The following is a 16,512-nucleotide window of genomic DNA, read 5'->3' on the forward strand; positions in this document are numbered from 1 at the left end:
TGGGGGTTGACTACGCTGTGCCAAACGTCTAGGCCCGCCCAGCGCAGGGAGTTCTCAGTGATCACCAGGATGTCGTCGTTGTTCCTCCGCACCCTGCGTGAGGACCCGGCGGACGCCGAGGTACCCAGCCACCGGCTGCTGGTACGCGCCGGCTACGTCCGCCGGGTCGCCCCGGGTGGTTACACGTGGCTGCCGCTCGGGTTGCGGGTGCTGCGCCGCATCGAGCACGTGGTGCGCGAAGAGATGAACCAGATGGGCGCGCAGGAGATCCAGTTCCCCGCGCTGCTGCCGAAGGAGCCCTACGAGGCCACCGGCCGCTGGACCGAGTACGGCGACAACCTGTTCCGCCTCAAGGACCGCAAGGGTGCCGACTACCTGCTCGGCCCCACGCACGAGGAGCTGTTCGCGCTCACTGTGAAGGGCGAGTACACCTCCTACAAGGACTATCCCGTCACGCTCTACCAGATCCAGACCAAGTACCGCGACGAGGCGCGCCCCCGCGCCGGGATCCTGCGCGGGCGCGAGTTCGTCATGAAGGACTCCTACTCCTTCGACCTCGACGACGACGGCCTGGCGCGCTCGTACCAGGCGCACCGCGACGCCTACACCCGGCTGTTCGACCGCCTCGGCCTCGAGTACGTCATCGTGGCGGCGACCTCGGGCGCCATGGGCGGTTCGGCGTCGGAGGAGTTCCTGGCCGTCGCGGAGACGGGTGAGGACACCTACGTCCGCAGCACGGAATCCGGGTACGCGGCCAATGTCGAGGCCGTCGTCACGCCCGCGCCCCCCGCGAAGCCGATCGAGGGCCTGCCCGCCGCGCAGGTGCACCACACGCCGAACACGCCGACCATCGAGTCGCTCGTGGCGTTTTTCAACGCCGCCGGCCTCGGGCGCGAGTTCACCGCCGCGGACACGCTGAAGAACGTCATGCTCAAGACGCGCCAGCCCGGCGCGAAGGAGTGGGAGCTGCTCGGCGTCGGCCTGCCGGGCGACCGCGAGGTGGACATGAAGCGCCTCGAAGCGTCGCTGGAGCCCGCCGAGGTCGAGCTGCTCGACGAGGCGGACTTCAAGAAGAACCCGTTCCTCACCAAGGGATACATCGGGCCGAAGTCGCTGAAGGAGAACGGCGTCCGCTACCTCGTCGACCCCCGCGTGGTCGAGGGCACGGCCTGGCTGACCGGCGCCGACCAGGCCGACCACCACGTGCTCGACCTGGTGATGGGCCGCGACTTCACCGCCGACGGCACCATCGAGGCCGCCGAGGTCCGCGAGGGCGACGCCTCGCCCGACGGCCACGGCACCCTGGTCGCTGCGCGCGGCATCGAGATCGGCCACATCTTCCAGCTGGGCCGCAAGTACACCGACACGTTCAGCCTCGACGCGCTCGGCCCCGACTCCAAGCCGATCCGCATCACGATGGGCTCGTACGGGCTGGGCGTCTCGCGCCTCGTCGCGGTGCTCGCCGAGCAGAACTTCGACAAGGACGGCCTGGTCTGGCCGCGCGAGGTGTCGCCGTTCGACGTGCACGTGGTCATCGCGGGCAAGGACGAGACGATCGCGGCCGGCGCGGAGAAGCTGGCTGCCGACCTGGACGCCGCCGGCATCGAGGTGCTGCTCGACGACCGCAAGTCCTCGCCGGGCGTGAAGTTCGCCGACGCCGAGCTGGTCGGCGTGCCGACCATCCTGGTGGTCGGGCGCGGGCTGGCCAACGGACTGGTCGAGGTGAAGGACCGCCGCACCGGCGAGCGCGAGGAGATCGCGGTCGACTCGGTGGTCGACCACCTGGTCAAGCTCGTCCGCTCCTGACCGGGCGCCGCCGGTGTTCGGCCGCGACCGCAAGCGCCGGGACGGCGGCTACCAGGACAACGCCGCCCTGACCGGCTTCGGCGGCTACGAGCCGTCGGACACACCGACAACCGGGTACGGCGAGGTTCGGCCCGAGGCCACGCGGCCAGGCGGGACGGCTTCGGGTGTCGCCGAGCCTTTCGGGCCAGGCGGGACGGCTTCGGGTGTCGCCCAGCCTTTCGGGTCGGGCGGAACGGCTTCGGGTGTCGCCGAACCGTCTGGGCCTGGCGGGACGGCTTCGGGTGTCGCGGAGCCTTTCGGGCCAGGCGGAGCGGCTTCGGGCGCCGAACCTTCCGGGCTGGGCGGAACGGCTTCGGGTGTCGAGCCTTTCGGGCCGGGCGGGACGACTTCGGGCGCCGAACCGTTGCGCGGCAAGGGATTCGGGACGCGCACCGACCCGGCGGGCCGCGCGAATCCCGGCTCGGCCCAGGGTTCTTGGCCCAGCGCCGCGTCGTCCGCCGGGCCTGGCGTCCGGGCCGAGCCCCAGCGGATCCGCCCGCCCGCGAAGCCAGGCCGCAAACGCCGGGGCTCGCGGGTCGCGTGGGTGGTGGTCGTGGTGCTCGGGCTGGGTGCGGCGGCGCTGAACGTCTTCAGCACCGGCAACCACCGCTCCACGCCAAACCGTCCGCCGGTCGGTTACACACCCGAGCCACGGGTGACCGTTCCCGCCGTGGTGGCCGGGTGGCAATCCGTGCCGGGCCGCGATGGCTCGTACGCCTACGACGTGCCGCCGAGCTGGACACCCAAGCCCGGCACGGTGCACGGCTGGGACAAAACCGCCACCGCGCCCGGGATCACGCTCAGCACCAGCGCCTTTGTCGACGAGGGTTTCTGCCCCGGCGTCAGCGGCAGCCGCCGCGGCGGGGCCGGGGTGACGACGGAGCCGACCGGTGACGCGGAGCAGGCCGTCCGCAAGGCCGTCGACGACCTGGCCGTGAGCGCGTACGGCCCCGAATCCGCAAAGACGCCGGAGCCGGCAGAAGACGCCACCCTCCAAATCGGCCAAGCACAAAAGCCGACCCGCATGGTCTTCGCCGACGTCGCGCCAAAGGACGATGACCCGTGCACCTCGAAGCACGTGCTGGTCGGCGCGATCGCCATTTCCGGCCCGGCCTCGTCCGCCGTGCTGGTGGCGTACGCCGACCAGGAAGTGCCGGGAGCCCGCGAGGACCTGACGCGCATCCTGCGCAGCTACCGCGGCGTGCTCGCCTCCGACCGGGCCACCTCGACGCCCGCCACCCGCTGACGTTTGAGGGCCAGCTTCGCGAAGTCCTTCAGCCCGGCATTCGGCAGGTAGGCGCGGCCGAGCGCGATGCCGATCCGCGGCAGGTCCGCCTCGTCGCGGAACGCGAGGTACATCGGCTCGTGGCGGGGCTGGAACTTCGCCTTGAACGCGTGCAGCGAACGGAATCCGTAGTACGGCTCCATCTTCTCGCCCAGCGCGTCGAGCACCCGCTCCACCGCGCGCGCCGGCCCGGTGTCGCGGCTGCGCGCCAGCGGGGCGCCCGAAAGCGACACGAACCGCGCGCCCTCCTCACGGAAGGCGAGGCAGGCCGAAGCGATCAGGAACTCCATCACCGGCCGGAAACCGCAAGCACGGCGGCGCATCACGTCGAGCGTCCAGCCGCCGACCGTGCCGGCCCCGGTGTGCACCGGCAGCCACGAGGTGACGCCGTGCACCGTGCCGTCGGCGCCGATCGCCAGCCCGACCCGGGTGGCCGGGTCCATCGCCTGGTCCAGCCCGCCGAGCGTGAACCCCATCTCCGGCATGCCCTTGTCACCGATCCACTCCTCGGACAGCGCGCGCACCTGGGCGCGGACCGAGCGCGGCTGCTCGGCCAGGCGGACCAGCCGGAATTCGATCCCGTCCTTGCCCGCCTTGTTGAGCGCCGAACGAACGTCCTGCCACGCCTTGCCGCGGAACTCCAGGTGCTCCAGGTCGACCAGGGTGTCCTCGGCGACCTGCACGTGCTGCCAGCCCAGCTCGCGGGTGACGGCCACGGTGGTCGCCGTCGCGGAGAAGACACACGGCACCAGGCCGGTGTTCTCACACATTTCGGTGAACTCCGTGACGGTGCGGGCGGCCGAGTCGTCCGGCGCGACCGGGTCGCCGAGCGCGACCGCGACGCCCGCGTGCCGCTGGTAGGCGAGGTAGGAACTGCCGTCGGAGGCGACGAAGTAGGCGTTCTGCGGCCAGGTGGTCATCCACGAGATGGTGCTGCCTCCGTTGCGCCCCAGCAGCATCCGCGCGAACGCCGGGTCCGGGCCGCCGTGGCCGAGCTTGCGGCAGCGGCGCCGGGACGGCACGCGGAACGCGCCGCGCGCGACGATCAGCAGGATCAGCTCGACCGTCCACAAGAGATTGTCCACGAAGAACAGCGAGAGGCCGTGGGCGTCGTAGCCCGTGCGCACCAGCCTGGCCACGGCCACCACCCCGCCGAGGATGAGCACCTGCGACATCGCGAACGCGCACAGCGCCACCGCCCAGCGCCAGGCCGTGCGGCTGCCGCGGCGCAGGCCGTTCATCATCGGCACCACGATCGCGCACAGGATCAGGATTTCGGCCGGCGACAGGGAAACCGCGTCGGACGGGCCGAACGGGCCGTCGCCGGGAATCAGCCACATCACCACCTCGGCGCCGGCGAGCAGCAACAGGCCCGCGCACGCCATCAGGCGCAGCTCGCGCTGGCCCGGCCGGCCGGCCTCCTTGATCCGCGCGGCCCCGACGAGCCGGTGCCCGAGCGGCAGGCCGATCAGGAGCGCGAAGAAGTGCACCAGGTCGGCGAGCGATCCGACGTACACGATGGCAACGCACGCGTACACGCACAGCCCGGCGCGAAGCCGAAGCCGCCACGGCGGGCGCAACGCGGCGCTGGCCACGGCGATGGCCGCGAGCGTGCCGCCGGAGAAGCCGACATCCAGGGTGCCCGCGATGCGTCCCGCCCAGATCCAGCCGGAATTGCGGCACAGCTCGAGGAACTGGATCGCGGCGATCGTGGAGACCAGCTGCCCGCCGACGGTCACGGCGATCGCGCGCCGCGTGCCGAGCTGCCACTCCGCGAAGCCCGCGAGCAGCGCGAAAGTCCCCACCATCGGCAGGTAGAACAGCGGCCGCAGCGCGAAGAACGGGCCGGTGGCCAGCGTCCACCAGCGCCCGTGCTGCATCGAGGGCAGGCCGTAGGCGTAGTTGTGGAAGCTGGCCTGATGTTCGGCCGCGTGCCACAGGGTCCCGCTCGCGATCGCCACGACGAGCATGGCGAGCACCACCGTGGTCGTGAACGGGAGCCGGTGCCAGAGCACAGCGAACCGGCCGCGCGGCGGCTCCTCTGCCGCCCGTCCGCGTCCCCCCGTGCCGGCACCGTCGGCGGTGTCCGCCGCCGGCGCTGCTGTTGTCATGAGCTGAGTCTGGCCCGCGGACCTAAAGCGGGCATCCCTCGTCGGGCGGACTTCTCCCCCTAAGGGACTGCTACCCCAGAGGGACCCGACCCTGACCTAAGGGGGGATGCGGGCTCAGTGCCGTCGCGGTGACCAGTGCGTATGCGTGCCGGAAGGGCCGTGGAGGGCGCTGTTGAGCGAAAACAGGGGTTGACGCGCATTCAGCCCAGCACGGCCTTGCGCACCGAGTCAAGATCGCTCAGATCGGCCAGCACGGTGTGGGCGCCGGCGTCCCGGAGCTCCTCCGCGCGGTAACGCCCGGTGGCGACGGCCACCGCGACGGCCCCGTTGTCGAGCGCAGCACGGACGTCTTCGGGAGTGTCGCCGATGATCACCACGGCTTCGGGGGCGAAGGTGACGTCGTGCTTGGCCGCCGCGGCGGAAACGGCGTGCGGCACGAGGTCCGGACGGTGCGCAGAGAGCGAACCGTAACCGCCGATCGCCAGGTCCAGGTGCTCGTCGAGGCCGAACGCCGCGAGCTTGTGCCCGGAGATCTCCGGCAGGTTGCCGGTGACGAGCGTCTGCACCACGCCGCCGTGTCCCGCCATGGCCTCCAACGCGGCGGCGGCACCGTCGAGGGCGCGGCCGGATTCGTGCAGCGTGGCGCTCTCCCGCTCGGAGACGGCGATCAGCTCGGCCCACAGCCGCTGGATCGTCTCCTCGTCCGGCTCGATCCCGTGGAGGGTCAGCAGGCTGCTGCTGATCGCGCGCTCGGTGTTGCCGCCGAAGTCCGGGTGCACGCTCAGCTCGGTGCCGGTGGCCGCGAGCAGCGCCTCGGTGTACCAGCGGAGGCCGACGCCGCTCAAGTCCACGAGGGTGTGGTCGATGTCCCAGAGCACCAGCCGGTGCGCGCGTGTCGTCGTCACGCTCGCGAGGCTACCGGGGCGGTCCGGCGAAATCAGCCCGCGAGCAGGCTGAACCGCACCCGCCGGACCGGGTTGTCCACATTCGTGTCCACCAGGCAGATCGACTGCCAGGTGCCCAGCAGCAGCACCCCGCCCAGCACCGGGATGGTCGCGTACGGCGGCACCAGCGCGGGCAGCACGTGGTCACGGCCGTGGCCGGCGCTGCCGTGCCGGTGGCGCCAGCGCTCGTCGCGGGGGAGCAGCTCGTCGAGCGCGGCGAGCAGGTCGTCGTCGCTGCCGGCGCCGGTCTCCAGCACCGCGAGCCCGGCGGTGGCGTGCGGCACCCAGACGTGCAGCAGGCCGTCGGTGCAGTCGGCGTCGCGCAGGAACGTCTCGGCCTCGCGGGTCAGGTCGTACACCACGGCGCTGTCGCCGGTGTGCACCTCGATCTCGGTGGAGTACATGCCCGCCAGCGTAGGTCGGGCTCAGGAGCCGAGGTACCGGAGCACGGCCAGGACCCGCCGGTTGTCGCCGTCGGACGGCGACAGGCCGAGCTTGCCGAAGATGCTCGTCACGTACTTCTCCACCGAGCCGGCCGAGAGGAACAGGGCGGCGGCGATCGCGGAGTTCGACCGGCCCTCGGCCATCAGGCCCAGCACCTCCCGTTCGCGCGCGGTCAGCTCCGAAAGCGCGTCCGAGCGGCGGGTGACGCTGAAGAGCTGGCTCACCACCTCGGGGTCCAGCACCGTCTCGCCGCCGGCCACCCGGCGCAGCGCGTCGAGGAAGTCCGAAACCTCCGCGACGCGGTCCTTGAGCAGGTAGCCGACGCCGCCGGCGCGGTCGGCCAGCAGCTGCGCCGCGTACTTCGTCTCGACGTACTGCGAGAACAGCAGGATCGCCCGCCCGGGCCGCTCGCCGCGCAGCGCGATCGCCGCGCGCAGGCCCTCGTCGGTGTGCGTCGGCGGCATCCGGACGTCCACAATGGACACGTCCGGCTCGTGTTCGAGCACTGCGGCGCGCAATGCCACGGCGTCCTTCACCGCGGCCGCGACCTCGTGCCCGCGCAGCGTGAGCAGCTCGACGAGCCCGTGGCGCAGGATGGTCGAATCCTCCGCGATGACGATCCGCACGCGTCCCCCTTCTCCGCGGCCCGACTCTAGCGAGGCAATGGCACCGCGGCGGTGACCGTGGTCGGCCCGCCGGGCGGGCTGGTCACGGACAGCTCGCCGTCGACCGTGCGCAGCCGGTCCGCGAGCCCGGCGAGGCCGCCGCCCGGGACCACGGCGGCGCCGCCCGCGCCGGTGTCGGCGACGACCAGCCGCAGCACGCCGCCGTCCTCCGACAGCGCCAGCCGGACCGGGGAACTGGTGTGTTTCGCGGCGTTCGTGAGCAATTCGGCCGCGCTGAAGTAGACGATCGTCTCCACCGAAGGCGGCGGACGGCGCGGCAGGTCGACCTCGACCCGGACATCGACCCCGGATCTCGCGACCAAAGTGGACAGTGCCACGTCCAGGCCGGCGTCGAGCGCGGCCGGGTGGATGCCGCGGGCGAGGTCGCGCAGCTCGGTGAGCGCCTGCTTGGCGTTGGCGTGCGCGGTGGTCACCAGGTCGCGGACCTGGCCGAGGTCCACCGTCTCGGCGCCCAGCTCCTCCTTCGCCAGCCCCAGCCGCATGGCGAGCGCGACCAGCTGGGCCTGCGCGCCGTCGTGGAGGTCCCGCTCGATCCGGCGCAGCCGCAGCGCCGCGTCCTCGACGGCGGTCGCGCGGCTCTCCTCGAGGTCGCGCACCCGCTCGCTGAGCACGGGCTGGCCCAGCAGGCCGGCCACGAACCCGCGGTCGACCGTGGTCAGCGCGTGGATCAGCCGCGGCAGCACGGCCAGCACGGCGATCCCGGACGCCGCCCAGAGCAGCGTGCCCGCCCAGGCGCCGCTGTGGATGCCGAACACCGGCATCGTCGCGCCGTGCAAGGGAAACCACAGCACGAGGTAGCTGATCGAGGCGCCGGCGTAGAGCACCAGCAGGCCGGCCAGGAACAGGCTGATCAACGTCCACGGCAGCCGCACCAGCAGGTACGCCACGGCCCGCCAGGCGACCGGGTCGCCGATCCGCAGCTTGAGCCAGCGCCACAGCCCCGGCTTCAGCACCACCGGGCGCGGGGCGGGCACCCGCTCGCCGAGCAGCGCGCCCGCCAGCCGCCGGTGCCCGGCCCCGAGCGCCCGGGCCCCGTCCAGCACCGCCGCGAGCACCGCCGGCCCGACGATCAGCGGGAACAGCGCCACGCCGACCACCACTCCGGCCAGCACGGCGAACCAGGCGACCAGGGAGAACGGGCCGGCGAGCACCAGCCACGCCGTCTCCCGCGCGGTGTCACGCGGCGGCACCGGCCGCAGCAGCCGGCGCAGCGCACTCGGATTCCTGGTCACCCGGCCGAGTCTGCCGCGCGGGGCACCCGCCCGCCCATCCGGTTTTCCCTACTCCCGGGGGCCTGGCCGGAGTCCGTCAAGGACTCCTTGCCCGCGTGGGACGCCGCGAGGGAGTCCTTGCCCGCGTGGGACGCCGCGAGGGAGTCCTTGCCCGCGTGGGACGCGGTGAAGGAGTCCTTCACGGCGTCGGGGTCACCACTCGGAGTCTGGCCGCTTGGCGTCCGGCTGTTCGGAGTCCGGCTGCTCGGCCCGCTGGAGGCGCTCCTCGTCGGCCTGGGCCTTCCCGGCCGCCTCCCGCATCTCGATCAGGTCGGTCATCCAGTCGCCGGTCTCGCGCGCGATGTCCCGCACGGCGCCGGTGATGATCGTCGCGATGGCCCCGATGTGAGTGGCCGCGGATTCCGTGAGCTCCTGGACCGTGTCCTTGCCGCTTTCGAACTGACCCACCATGAGAGTTCCCTAAGCTGCTCGGAGTCGCTTGTCGTGCTCCAGGCTATCCGCCGGCGGGGCGGGCTGCCCGAGCTTGTCCGGCAGCGCCAGCTTCACGATCTTCTTCGCCACCGACCAGAGCTGCCGGTGCAGCGGCCCGGTGTGGTACGGCAGGCCGTAGCGCTCGCAGATGTCGCGCACCTCGCCGGCGATCTGCGGGTAGCGCCGCGCCGGGATGTCGGGGAACAGGTGGTGCTCGATCTGGTGCGAGAGGTTGCCGGACAGCAGGTGGAACAGCGGGCCGCCGCTGATGTTGGCCGAGCCGAGGATCTGGCGCAGGTACCACTGGCCGCGCGACTCGTCCTCGGTCTCCTCCTCGGTGAAGCTCTCGACGTCGGCGGGGAAGTGGCCGCAGAAGATGATCGAGAACGCCCAGAGGTTGCGGACCAGGTTCGCGCTCGCGTTGCCCAGAAGAGTCAACGGCGCGAGCGGCCCGGTCAGCGCCGGGAACAGCAGGTAGTCCTTGCCGACCTGGCGGGCCGCCTTGCGCACGATCTTGCGCAGCACCGGCACGTTCTCGGCCCAGCTCCGCTCACCCTTCACGACCCGCTCGATCTCGAGGTCGTGCAGCATCACGCCCCACTGGAAGAACAGCGCGAGCAGCGTGGCGTACACCGGGTTGCCCAGGTAGTACGGGTGCCACTTCTGCGCGGTGTCCATCCGCAGCACGCCGTAGCCGACGTCGCGGTCCTTGTCGACGATGTTCGTGAACGTGTGGTGGATGTAGTTGTGGGAGTGCCGCCAGTTCTCGGCCGGCGCCACGGTGTCCCATTCGAACCGCTGCGAGCTCAGCTCCGGGATGCGCGTCCAGTCGTACTGGCCGTGCATCACGTTGTGGCCGATCTCCATGTTGTCCAGGATCTTGGCCAGCGACAGCGCGGCGACGCCGGCCAGCCACGCGGGCGGCAGGAACCCGGCGAACAGCAGCCCGCGGCCGGTGACCTCGAGCGCGCGCTGGGTCTTGATGATGTTCCGGATGTACTCGACGTCGGCTTCGCCGAGGTCGTCGACGATCCGCTGGCGCAGGGCGTCGAGCTCGCGGCCGAACTCCTCGACCTGTTCCGGGGTCAGGCGGTCCTGAAGACCGGTCATGAGTTCCTCCTGGTCTGGTTTAGGCGTGGATCTCGACGTCCCCGACGGGGACGCTGATGCAGAGCTGGATCTCCTCGTTCTCTTCGCCGGAGATCTCGCCGGTGCGCGCGTTGCGCACGCGCCCGGCGGTCTTGACCTGGGTGCAGGAGAAGCAGATGCCCATCCGGCAGCCGTGCTCCGGCGTCAGGCCCGCGTCCTCGGCCTGCTCCAGCAGCGGCTTGCCCGAGTTGTCGCACTCGCGCCCGCTGCGGGCGAAGCGCACCCGGCCCTCGGCAGCCTCCGCGTCGAAGGTCAACGGCGGGGCCGTGAACTCTTCAGTGTGCAGCCGTTCACTCAATCCCTCGGCGGCGAACTGCTCGCGGACCGAGTCCATCAGCGGCTTCGGGCCGCAGAGGTAGGTCTCGGCGTCGCGGTACCAGGGCGCGGCGGCGGCGAGGTGCTCCTTCGTGAAGAAGCCGTGCAGGTCCCCGCCGCGACGGCTGTGGGTGTGCGCGTGCACCACGCGCAGGCCCGGGTGCTGCGCCGCGAGCGCGTCCAGCTCCTCGCGGTAGAGCACGTCGGACGCGGTGTTGGAGTAGTGCAGGAACACGATCTCGCCCTGGTGCCCCTCGGCGACGAGCGTGCGCACCATCGCGAGCACCGGCGTGACCCCGCTGCCGCCGCTGACCAAGAGGATCTTCTCCGGCCGCGGCGTCGGCAGCGTGAACTCACCGTCCGGTTCGGACAGTCCGAAGACCGAGCCGACGCGAGTGGTCTCCTGCAGGTACCGGGAGACCAGGCCGTGCGGGTCGGCTTTCACGGTGAACTCGAGGTCACCGCCCTGCGGGCCGCACGGCGAGTAGCAGCGGGTGCGCCGCACGCCGTCGATCTCCACGGTCAGCCGCACGTACTGGCCGGCGGTGAAGTCCCGCCACGCGCGGCTCGGCCGGACGCTGAACGTGACCGTGTCCGGCGTCTGGCGCCGCACGGCCGTGACCCGCCCGCGGATCTCGCGGCGGACCAGCATCGGGTCGACGAGTTCCAGGTAGCGGTCGACGCCGTGCGGGGTGAGCAGTGCCTCGGCGAGCGAGGCGAGGCTGCGTACCCGGCGGGGGAGCAGGGTGGCCATCACGCCCTCCAGAAATTTGAGTGCACATCTGTACACTCACCAGTGTGGGGGCACGGGCGGGTGTGCTGTCAACGCGAGAGCGAGGTGATGTGACGTGTGCCATGACGAAGCCGTCAGTACGCTGCCGGACGTGGTGGGAGTCGAGGAGCCGGTGACCAGGCAGGAGCGCAAGCAGCGGACTCGCCAGGCGCTGCTCGACGCCGCGCTGGAGCTGCTGGCCGACCGCGGGTTCGCCAGCCTGTCGCTGCGGGAGGTCACCAAGCGCGCGGGCATCGTGCCCACGGCGTTCTACCGGCATTTCGCGTCGATGGAGGAGCTGGGCGTCGCGCTGGTCGAGGAGGCGACGCGGACCCTGCGCGACATGATCCGCTCCGCCCGGACCGACCGGAACAGCTACCGGCGGATGATCCAGGCCTCGGTGCGCACGCTGTACGAGCACGTTCGCGCTCGTGAGGACCACTTCCGGTTCCTCACGCGCGAGCGCTACAGCGGCACCGGCCCGGTGGCGCGCGCCATCGCCGTCGAGCTGAAGCTGTTCTCCAGCGAGCTGGCGATCGACCTCGCCCGGTTCGACCACCTGCGGGAATGGCCGTCCGAGGACCTGTACATCCTGGCCGACCTGATCGTCACGGCGATGCTCGCCACGGTCGTCGACCTGCTGGAAACCCGCCCCGGCGACGCGGAGGCGGACGCGCGCACGATCGCCGTCGCGGAGAAGCGGCTGCGGCTGATCCTGCTCGGCGTGCCCCGCTGGAAGCCGTCCGCCTGACGCGCGGCCGCTCACCCGTCTGCTGAGGCGAAATGCGTCTCAAGCGGCTAGGGACTCCTCTTCGTACGTGGTAGAAATCGCGGAGATCGATGATCCTCAAGGTCGAGGAGGTCGCGTGGCGGAGAGCGGAAACCGGCTGACGGTCGGGGTGGTCGCGGAGTCCCGGTCCGGGGAGCGCCGGGTCGCGATGGTGCCGAAGCTGGTGGCCCGGCTGGCCCAGCGCGGCCTGCGGGTGGTGGTCGAACCCGGGGCCGGGGCCGGCGCGCAGCTGGCGGACGACGCGTATGTGCAGGCCGGCGCCGAACTCGGCGACGCCTGGGCGGCCGACGTCGTGCTGAAGGTCGCCCCGCCGTCCGAAAACGAGGTCGGCAAGCTGAAACCGGGCACCGTCCTGATCGGATTCCTTGATCCACGCGGTGCTCCCGACGGTATCGAAGAGCTGGAACGGGCCGGCATCCGCGCGTTCGCGATGGAGGCCGTGCCGCGGATTTCGCGGGCGCAGGCGATGGACGCGCTGTCTTCGCAGAGCAGCGTTTCCGGTTATCGCGCGGTGCTGCTGGCCGCGGAGAAGTTCACCCGGTTCTTCCCGATGCTGACCACCGCGGCCGGCACCGTGCCGCCGGCGAAGGTGCTGGTGCTCGGCGCCGGCGTCGCGGGCCTGCAGGCGCTCGCCACGGCCAAGCGGCTCGGCGCGCAGACCACCGGCTACGACGTGCGGCCCGAGGTGGGGGAGCAGGTGCGCTCGATCGGCGCGAAGTTCCTCGACCTCGGCATCGAGGCCGTCGGCGAGGGCGGTTACGCGCGTGAACTGACTGCCGAGGAGCGTGCCGAGCAGCAACGGCGGCTCACCGAAGCGATCACGAAGTTCGACGTGGTCATCACCACCGCGCTGGTGCCCGGGCGCAAGGCGCCGACCCTGGTCACCGCCGACGCCGTGAAGGGCATGCCCGCCGGCGGGGTGGTGCTCGACCTGGCCGGCGAGAGCGGCGGCAACTGCGAGCTGAGCCGGCCCGGTGAGGACGTCGTCGAGCACGACGTCACGATCAGCGCCCCGCTCAACGTGCCGTCCGGGATGCCGACCCACGCCAGCGAGCTGTACGCCCGCAACGTCACGGAGCTGCTCGAACTCCTGGTCACCGCCGAGGGCGAGCTGAAACTCGACTTCTCCGACGAGGTCGTCGCCGGGGCCAACGTGGCCGGGCGCGAAGGGAGCGCATCGTGACGCTGGTGGAGAACCTGGCCGTGCTCGTGCTCGCGGGGTTTGTGGGCTTCACGGTGATTTCGAAGGTGCCGAACACCCTGCACACGCCGCTGATGTCCGGCACCAACGCCATCCACGGCATCGTCCTGCTCGGCGGCCTGGTCGTGCTGGGGCTGGGCGTGGACGGGGTGCTGAACAAGATCCTGCTGGTGATCGCCATCGCGTTCGGCACGATCAACGTGGTCGGCGGCTTCCTCGTCACCGACCGGATGCTGGCGATGTTCAAGGCGAAGAAGCCCGCGCCCGGTGAGGAGGACGAGAAGTGACCGACCTCATCGCGATCCTCTACATCGTCGCGTTCGCCCTGTTCATCTACGGCCTGATGGGCTTGACCGGCCCGCGCACGGCGGTGCGCGGCAACTGGATCGCCGCCGTCGGCATGGGCATCGCGGTGATCGCGACGCTGCTCACCCCCGGCATGGGCAACTGGCTGCTGATCGTCCTCGGCGTCGCGATCGGCGCGCTGGTCGGCGTGCCGTCCGCGCGCAAGGTCAAGATGACCGCGATGCCGCAGATGGTGGCGCTGTTCAACGGCGTCGGCGGCGGCGCGGTGGCGCTGATCGCGTGGGTCGAATTCCGCAGCACCGACGGGTACGCGCACGAGCCACTGTACGTCGCGATCGCCTCGCTCTTCGCCGCGCTGATCGGCTCGATCTCCTTCTGGGGCTCGATCATCGCGTTCGGCAAGCTGCAGGAGGTGATCACCGGCCGCCCGGTCACGCTCGGGAAGCTCCAGCAGCCGGTGAACGCACTGCTCCTGCTGATCGCGCTGGTCTGCGCGGTGATCATCCTGGTCGGCGGCGACGCGCAGATCCTGGTGATCGGGCTGCTCCTGGCCGCCGCGATCCTCGGCGTCACGTCGGTGCTGCCCATCGGCGGCGCCGATATGCCCGTGGTGATCTCGCTGCTGAACGCGTGCACCGGGCTTTCCGCGGCGGCGATGGGCCTGGCGCTGTCCAACACGGCGCTGATCGTGGCGGGCATGATCGTCGGCGCGTCCGGCTCGATCCTGACCAACCTGATGGCGAAGGCGATGAACCGGTCGATCCCGGCGATCGTGGCCGGCGGCTTCGGCGGCGGCACGGCCGTCGCGTCCGCCTCGGGCTCGGGCGAGGTGCGGCCGGTGCGCTCGACCAGCGCGTCGGACACCGCGATCCAGATGGCCTACGCGAGCAAGGTGGTCGTGGTGCCGGGCTACGGGATGGCCGTGGCGCAGGCGCAGCACACCGTGCGCGAGATGGCGAAACTGCTGGAGTCCAAGGGAATCGAGGTCGCCTACGCGATCCACCCGGTGGCCGGCCGGATGCCGGGCCACATGAACGTGCTGCTCGCCGAGGCCGACGTGCCGTACGAGCAGCTCAAGGAAATGGACGAGATCAACTCCGAGTTCGCCCAGACCGACGTCGCCCTCGTGATCGGCGCGAACGACGTGATCAACCCGGCCGCCGAGACCGACCCCGGCTCGCCGATCTACGGCATGCCGATCCTGAAGGTCAGCGACAGCCGCTCGGTGATCGTCCTCAAGCGCTCGATGAGCTCGGGCTTCGCCGGCATCGACAACGACCTGTTCTACGATGCGAAGACCAGCATGCTCTTCGGCGACGCCAAGTCCTCGGTGGGCGAGATCGTGGAGGAGCTCAAAGCACTGTGAATCTCAAAGCACTGTGAACGGCGGGTCGGATATACGCGCCGAATTCGCTGAGCCGACCGAGAACCTGGCGTTCGACGAGGCGCTGCTGCGCGTCGAGCCTTCGGCGCCGGTGTTGTGGCTGTGGCGCAACCCGGTGTGCGTGGTGGTCGGGCGAGGGCAGAAGGTGGCGCGCGAGGTGCGTGTCGCGGAATGCGCGCGGGACGGCGTCCCGGTCCTGCGCCGTGCGAGCGGCGGCGGCACGGTTTTCCACGACCCGGGGAACCTGAACGTGACTTTGGTGCTGCCAGGCCCGCCGCCGCGGCCGTTGGAAATGCTGGGGCTGGTCATGTCGGCGGCGGTGGAGAAGCTGGGCCTGACGCCGACCCTGGGCGAGCGCGGCCTGTTCGTGGGCACCCAGAAGCTGTGTGGCTTCGCGGTCTTCCGCACGAAGGGCGGTCTGCTCGCGCACTCGACGCTGCTGGTCGACACGGATCCTTCGCGCGTCGGCGCGTACCTCACCGGCCCGCCGCCGGACCCGAAGCCGCTGGACTCGCACCGCAGCCCCGTCGCCTCGCTGTCCGGTCACGGCTTGTCGTTTGGCCCGGGTGAGGTGGAGTCGGTGGTCCGTGCGGCTGCCGGTTCGCTGCTCGGACCGCTTGAGCCGCGCTCGCCGTCTCCGGTCGAGCTGGACCGTCAGCGCACTTTGCTGCACACCCGTTACCACTACGAGGCCTGGCACACCGACGGACGGCAACGCCAAGCCTGACGCCCGGCCCGGACACAGCAAGAGCCCCTTTGCGGGAGTTCTTGCTGTGTCCGGGTTTCAGGCTCGGGTCACTCGGTTGCGGAGAACTTGACCGCCGGAACCTTCGCCACCGCGCGACGAGGCTTTGCTGCCGTCTTCGCCGGGACCGCCTTCGGTGCCGGGGCTGCCTTCGCCGCGGCTGTCTTCGGCGCTGCGGTCTTCGCGGCTGACTTGGCCGGAGCCCTCTTCGCCGCAGCCGCCTTCGTTGCCGAAGTCGTTGCCGGAGTTGCCTTCGCGGCCGAACGCTTCGCCGTTGCCGCCTTCGCTGGAGCAGCCTTCGGCGCCGGGGCTGCCTTTGCCGGGGCGGCCTTCTTCGTGCGGGTGGTCTTCGCAGTCGCGGTCTTCACCGCGGCCGCCTTACGCGAGGCGGGCTCCGCCTTCGTCGCGCGCTTACCCGCAACCGGCTTCGCCGCCTGCTTGGCGACTGGCTTGGCCGCCGTCTTGCCAGCCGACCGGCCGCCCGGCACCTTCGCCGAAGCGCCCGCTTTCCCTGCCCCAGCAGCAGGCTTCTTCGCCCCCGGCACGAAACGCGGCCGCTGCTTCCGCCCGCCGACGCGACGGGCCGCGTCCGCGTACCGGCCGAGGATCTTGCGCAGCGCGGCCGCGTTCGCGGAAGTCAGGTCGATCTCGTATTCGACGCCGTCGAGGCCGAATCCGACGGTCTGGGCCGCCGGGCCGCCGGTCAGGTCGTCCAGAACGCGGACAGCAGTGTTCCTGGCCATGAAGCCTCCCGTGCTCGATCGTGGTCATGCGTGCAACCGGCACGGCGACGCCCCGGCTCCCCCCGGTGCCGCCGGTTTCTTGCAGCTGT

General features: G+C 71.3%; 17 protein-coding genes. 7 read left to right on the top strand and 10 right to left on the bottom strand.

The features are described from left to right. Nucleotides 1-57: 57 nt before the first annotated feature. The gene (locus OG371_RS28030) at nucleotides 58-1,806 is read left to right on the top strand and encodes a proline--tRNA ligase (RefSeq protein WP_329058209.1); all 1,749 of its coding nucleotides are present in this window, start codon (nucleotides 58-60) and stop codon (nucleotides 1,804-1,806) included. A 403-nt stretch (nucleotides 1,807-2,209) separates the two neighbouring features. Then, nucleotides 2,210-3,091 (top strand): hypothetical protein, encoded by an 882-nt coding sequence (locus tag OG371_RS28035; protein WP_329058210.1) that lies wholly within the window; start codon nucleotides 2,210-2,212, stop codon nucleotides 3,089-3,091. On the opposite strand, the gene OG371_RS28040 is transcribed toward OG371_RS28035, so the two are convergent. The 9 genes from OG371_RS28040 to OG371_RS28080 form a co-directional block, all read right to left on the bottom strand. Beyond that, entirely contained in the window at nucleotides 3,037-5,241 is a 2,205-nt protein-coding gene (locus OG371_RS28040; protein ID WP_442875993.1) for a bifunctional lysylphosphatidylglycerol flippase/synthetase MprF, read from the bottom strand. The genes OG371_RS28035 and OG371_RS28040 overlap by 55 nt on opposite strands. A 200-nt stretch (nucleotides 5,242-5,441) precedes the next feature. Then, complete coding sequence (locus tag OG371_RS28045) at nucleotides 5,442-6,146, bottom strand: HAD family hydrolase (protein ID WP_329058211.1); 705 nt, start codon at nucleotides 6,144-6,146, stop codon at nucleotides 5,442-5,444. Nucleotides 6,147-6,178: 32 nt separating this feature from the next. Then, on the bottom strand, nucleotides 6,179-6,589 hold the full coding sequence (locus OG371_RS28050; RefSeq protein ID WP_329058212.1) for a secondary thiamine-phosphate synthase enzyme YjbQ: 411 nt from the start codon (nucleotides 6,587-6,589) through the stop codon (nucleotides 6,179-6,181). Between the two features lie 21 nt (nucleotides 6,590-6,610). Continuing rightward, a complete protein-coding gene (locus tag OG371_RS28055; RefSeq protein WP_329058213.1) occupies nucleotides 6,611-7,255 on the bottom strand; it encodes a response regulator transcription factor in 645 nt (214 codons plus the stop codon). Between the two features lie 26 nt (nucleotides 7,256-7,281). After that, nucleotides 7,282-8,547, bottom strand: coding sequence for a sensor histidine kinase (locus tag OG371_RS28060; protein ID WP_329058214.1), 1,266 nt, complete (start codon nucleotides 8,545-8,547; stop codon nucleotides 7,282-7,284). Continuing rightward, entirely contained in the window at nucleotides 8,544-8,729 is a 186-nt protein-coding gene (locus OG371_RS28065; protein ID WP_329058215.1) for a hypothetical protein, read from the bottom strand. Before OG371_RS28065 ends, OG371_RS28060 begins: the two co-directional genes overlap by 4 nt. 10 nt (nucleotides 8,730-8,739) lie before the next feature. Continuing rightward, nucleotides 8,740-8,997 (bottom strand): hypothetical protein, encoded by a 258-nt coding sequence (locus tag OG371_RS28070; protein WP_329058216.1) that lies wholly within the window; start codon nucleotides 8,995-8,997, stop codon nucleotides 8,740-8,742. A gap of 9 nt (nucleotides 8,998-9,006) precedes the next feature. Then, nucleotides 9,007-10,128 carry a fatty acid desaturase family protein gene (locus tag OG371_RS28075; RefSeq protein WP_329058217.1) on the bottom strand — a complete coding sequence of 374 codons (1,122 nt, stop codon included), beginning with the start codon at nucleotides 10,126-10,128 and terminating at the stop codon, nucleotides 9,007-9,009. 19 nt (nucleotides 10,129-10,147) lie between these two features. Then, nucleotides 10,148-11,236: a ferredoxin reductase gene (locus tag OG371_RS28080; protein ID WP_329058218.1), complete on the bottom strand. Its 1,089-nt coding sequence runs from the start codon at nucleotides 11,234-11,236 to the stop codon at nucleotides 10,148-10,150. Between the two features lie 130 nt (nucleotides 11,237-11,366). On the opposite strand from OG371_RS28080, the gene OG371_RS28085 reads away from it, so the two are divergent. The 5 genes from OG371_RS28085 (at nucleotide 11,367) to OG371_RS28105 (ending at nucleotide 15,662) form a co-directional block, all read left to right on the top strand. Continuing rightward, nucleotides 11,367-12,005 carry a TetR family transcriptional regulator gene (locus OG371_RS28085; protein WP_329058219.1) on the top strand — a complete coding sequence of 213 codons (639 nt, stop codon included), beginning with the start codon at nucleotides 11,367-11,369 and terminating at the stop codon, nucleotides 12,003-12,005. A gap of 115 nt (nucleotides 12,006-12,120) precedes the next feature. Then, entirely contained in the window at nucleotides 12,121-13,227 is a 1,107-nt protein-coding gene (locus tag OG371_RS28090; protein WP_329058220.1) for a Re/Si-specific NAD(P)(+) transhydrogenase subunit alpha, read from the top strand. 2 nt (nucleotides 13,228-13,229) lie between these two features. Beyond that, nucleotides 13,230-13,532 (top strand): NAD(P) transhydrogenase subunit alpha, encoded by a 303-nt coding sequence (locus OG371_RS28095; protein WP_091628238.1) that lies wholly within the window; start codon nucleotides 13,230-13,232, stop codon nucleotides 13,530-13,532. Next, nucleotides 13,529-14,917: an NAD(P)(+) transhydrogenase (Re/Si-specific) subunit beta gene (locus OG371_RS28100; RefSeq protein WP_329058221.1), complete on the top strand. Its 1,389-nt coding sequence runs from the start codon at nucleotides 13,529-13,531 to the stop codon at nucleotides 14,915-14,917. Before OG371_RS28095 ends, OG371_RS28100 begins: the two co-directional genes overlap by 4 nt. A gap of 13 nt (nucleotides 14,918-14,930) precedes the next feature. Then, nucleotides 14,931-15,662 (top strand): lipoate--protein ligase family protein, encoded by a 732-nt coding sequence (locus OG371_RS28105; protein WP_329058222.1) that lies wholly within the window; start codon nucleotides 14,931-14,933, stop codon nucleotides 15,660-15,662. Between the two features lie 68 nt (nucleotides 15,663-15,730). Here the strand turns inward: OG371_RS28105 and OG371_RS28110 are convergent, their stop codons facing one another. Further along, a complete protein-coding gene (locus OG371_RS28110; protein WP_329058224.1) occupies nucleotides 15,731-16,423 on the bottom strand; it encodes a histone-like nucleoid-structuring protein Lsr2 in 693 nt (230 codons plus the stop codon). Between the last annotated feature and the right edge of the window lie 89 nt (nucleotides 16,424-16,512).

Origin of the sequence: Amycolatopsis sp. NBC_01480 (assembly GCF_036227205.1) — a bacterium.
GTDB lineage: Bacteria > Actinomycetota > Actinomycetes > Mycobacteriales > Pseudonocardiaceae > Amycolatopsis.

Coding starts and splice junctions, on each gene's coding strand:
- OG371_RS28040 (WP_442875993.1), bottom strand. CDS start 5,241: ATGACAACAGCAGCGCCGGCGGCGGACACCGCCGACGGTGCCGGCACG.
- OG371_RS28050 (WP_329058212.1), bottom strand. CDS start 6,589: ATGTACTCCACCGAGATCGAGGTGCACACCGGCGACAGCGCCGTGGTG.
- OG371_RS28070 (WP_329058216.1), bottom strand. CDS start 8,997: ATGGTGGGTCAGTTCGAAAGCGGCAAGGACACGGTCCAGGAGCTCACG.
- OG371_RS28075 (WP_329058217.1), bottom strand. CDS start 10,128: ATGACCGGTCTTCAGGACCGCCTGACCCCGGAACAGGTCGAGGAGTTC.
- OG371_RS28080 (WP_329058218.1), bottom strand. CDS start 11,236: ATGGCCACCCTGCTCCCCCGCCGGGTACGCAGCCTCGCCTCGCTCGCC.
- OG371_RS28110 (WP_329058224.1), bottom strand. CDS start 16,423: ATGGCCAGGAACACTGCTGTCCGCGTTCTGGACGACCTGACCGGCGGC.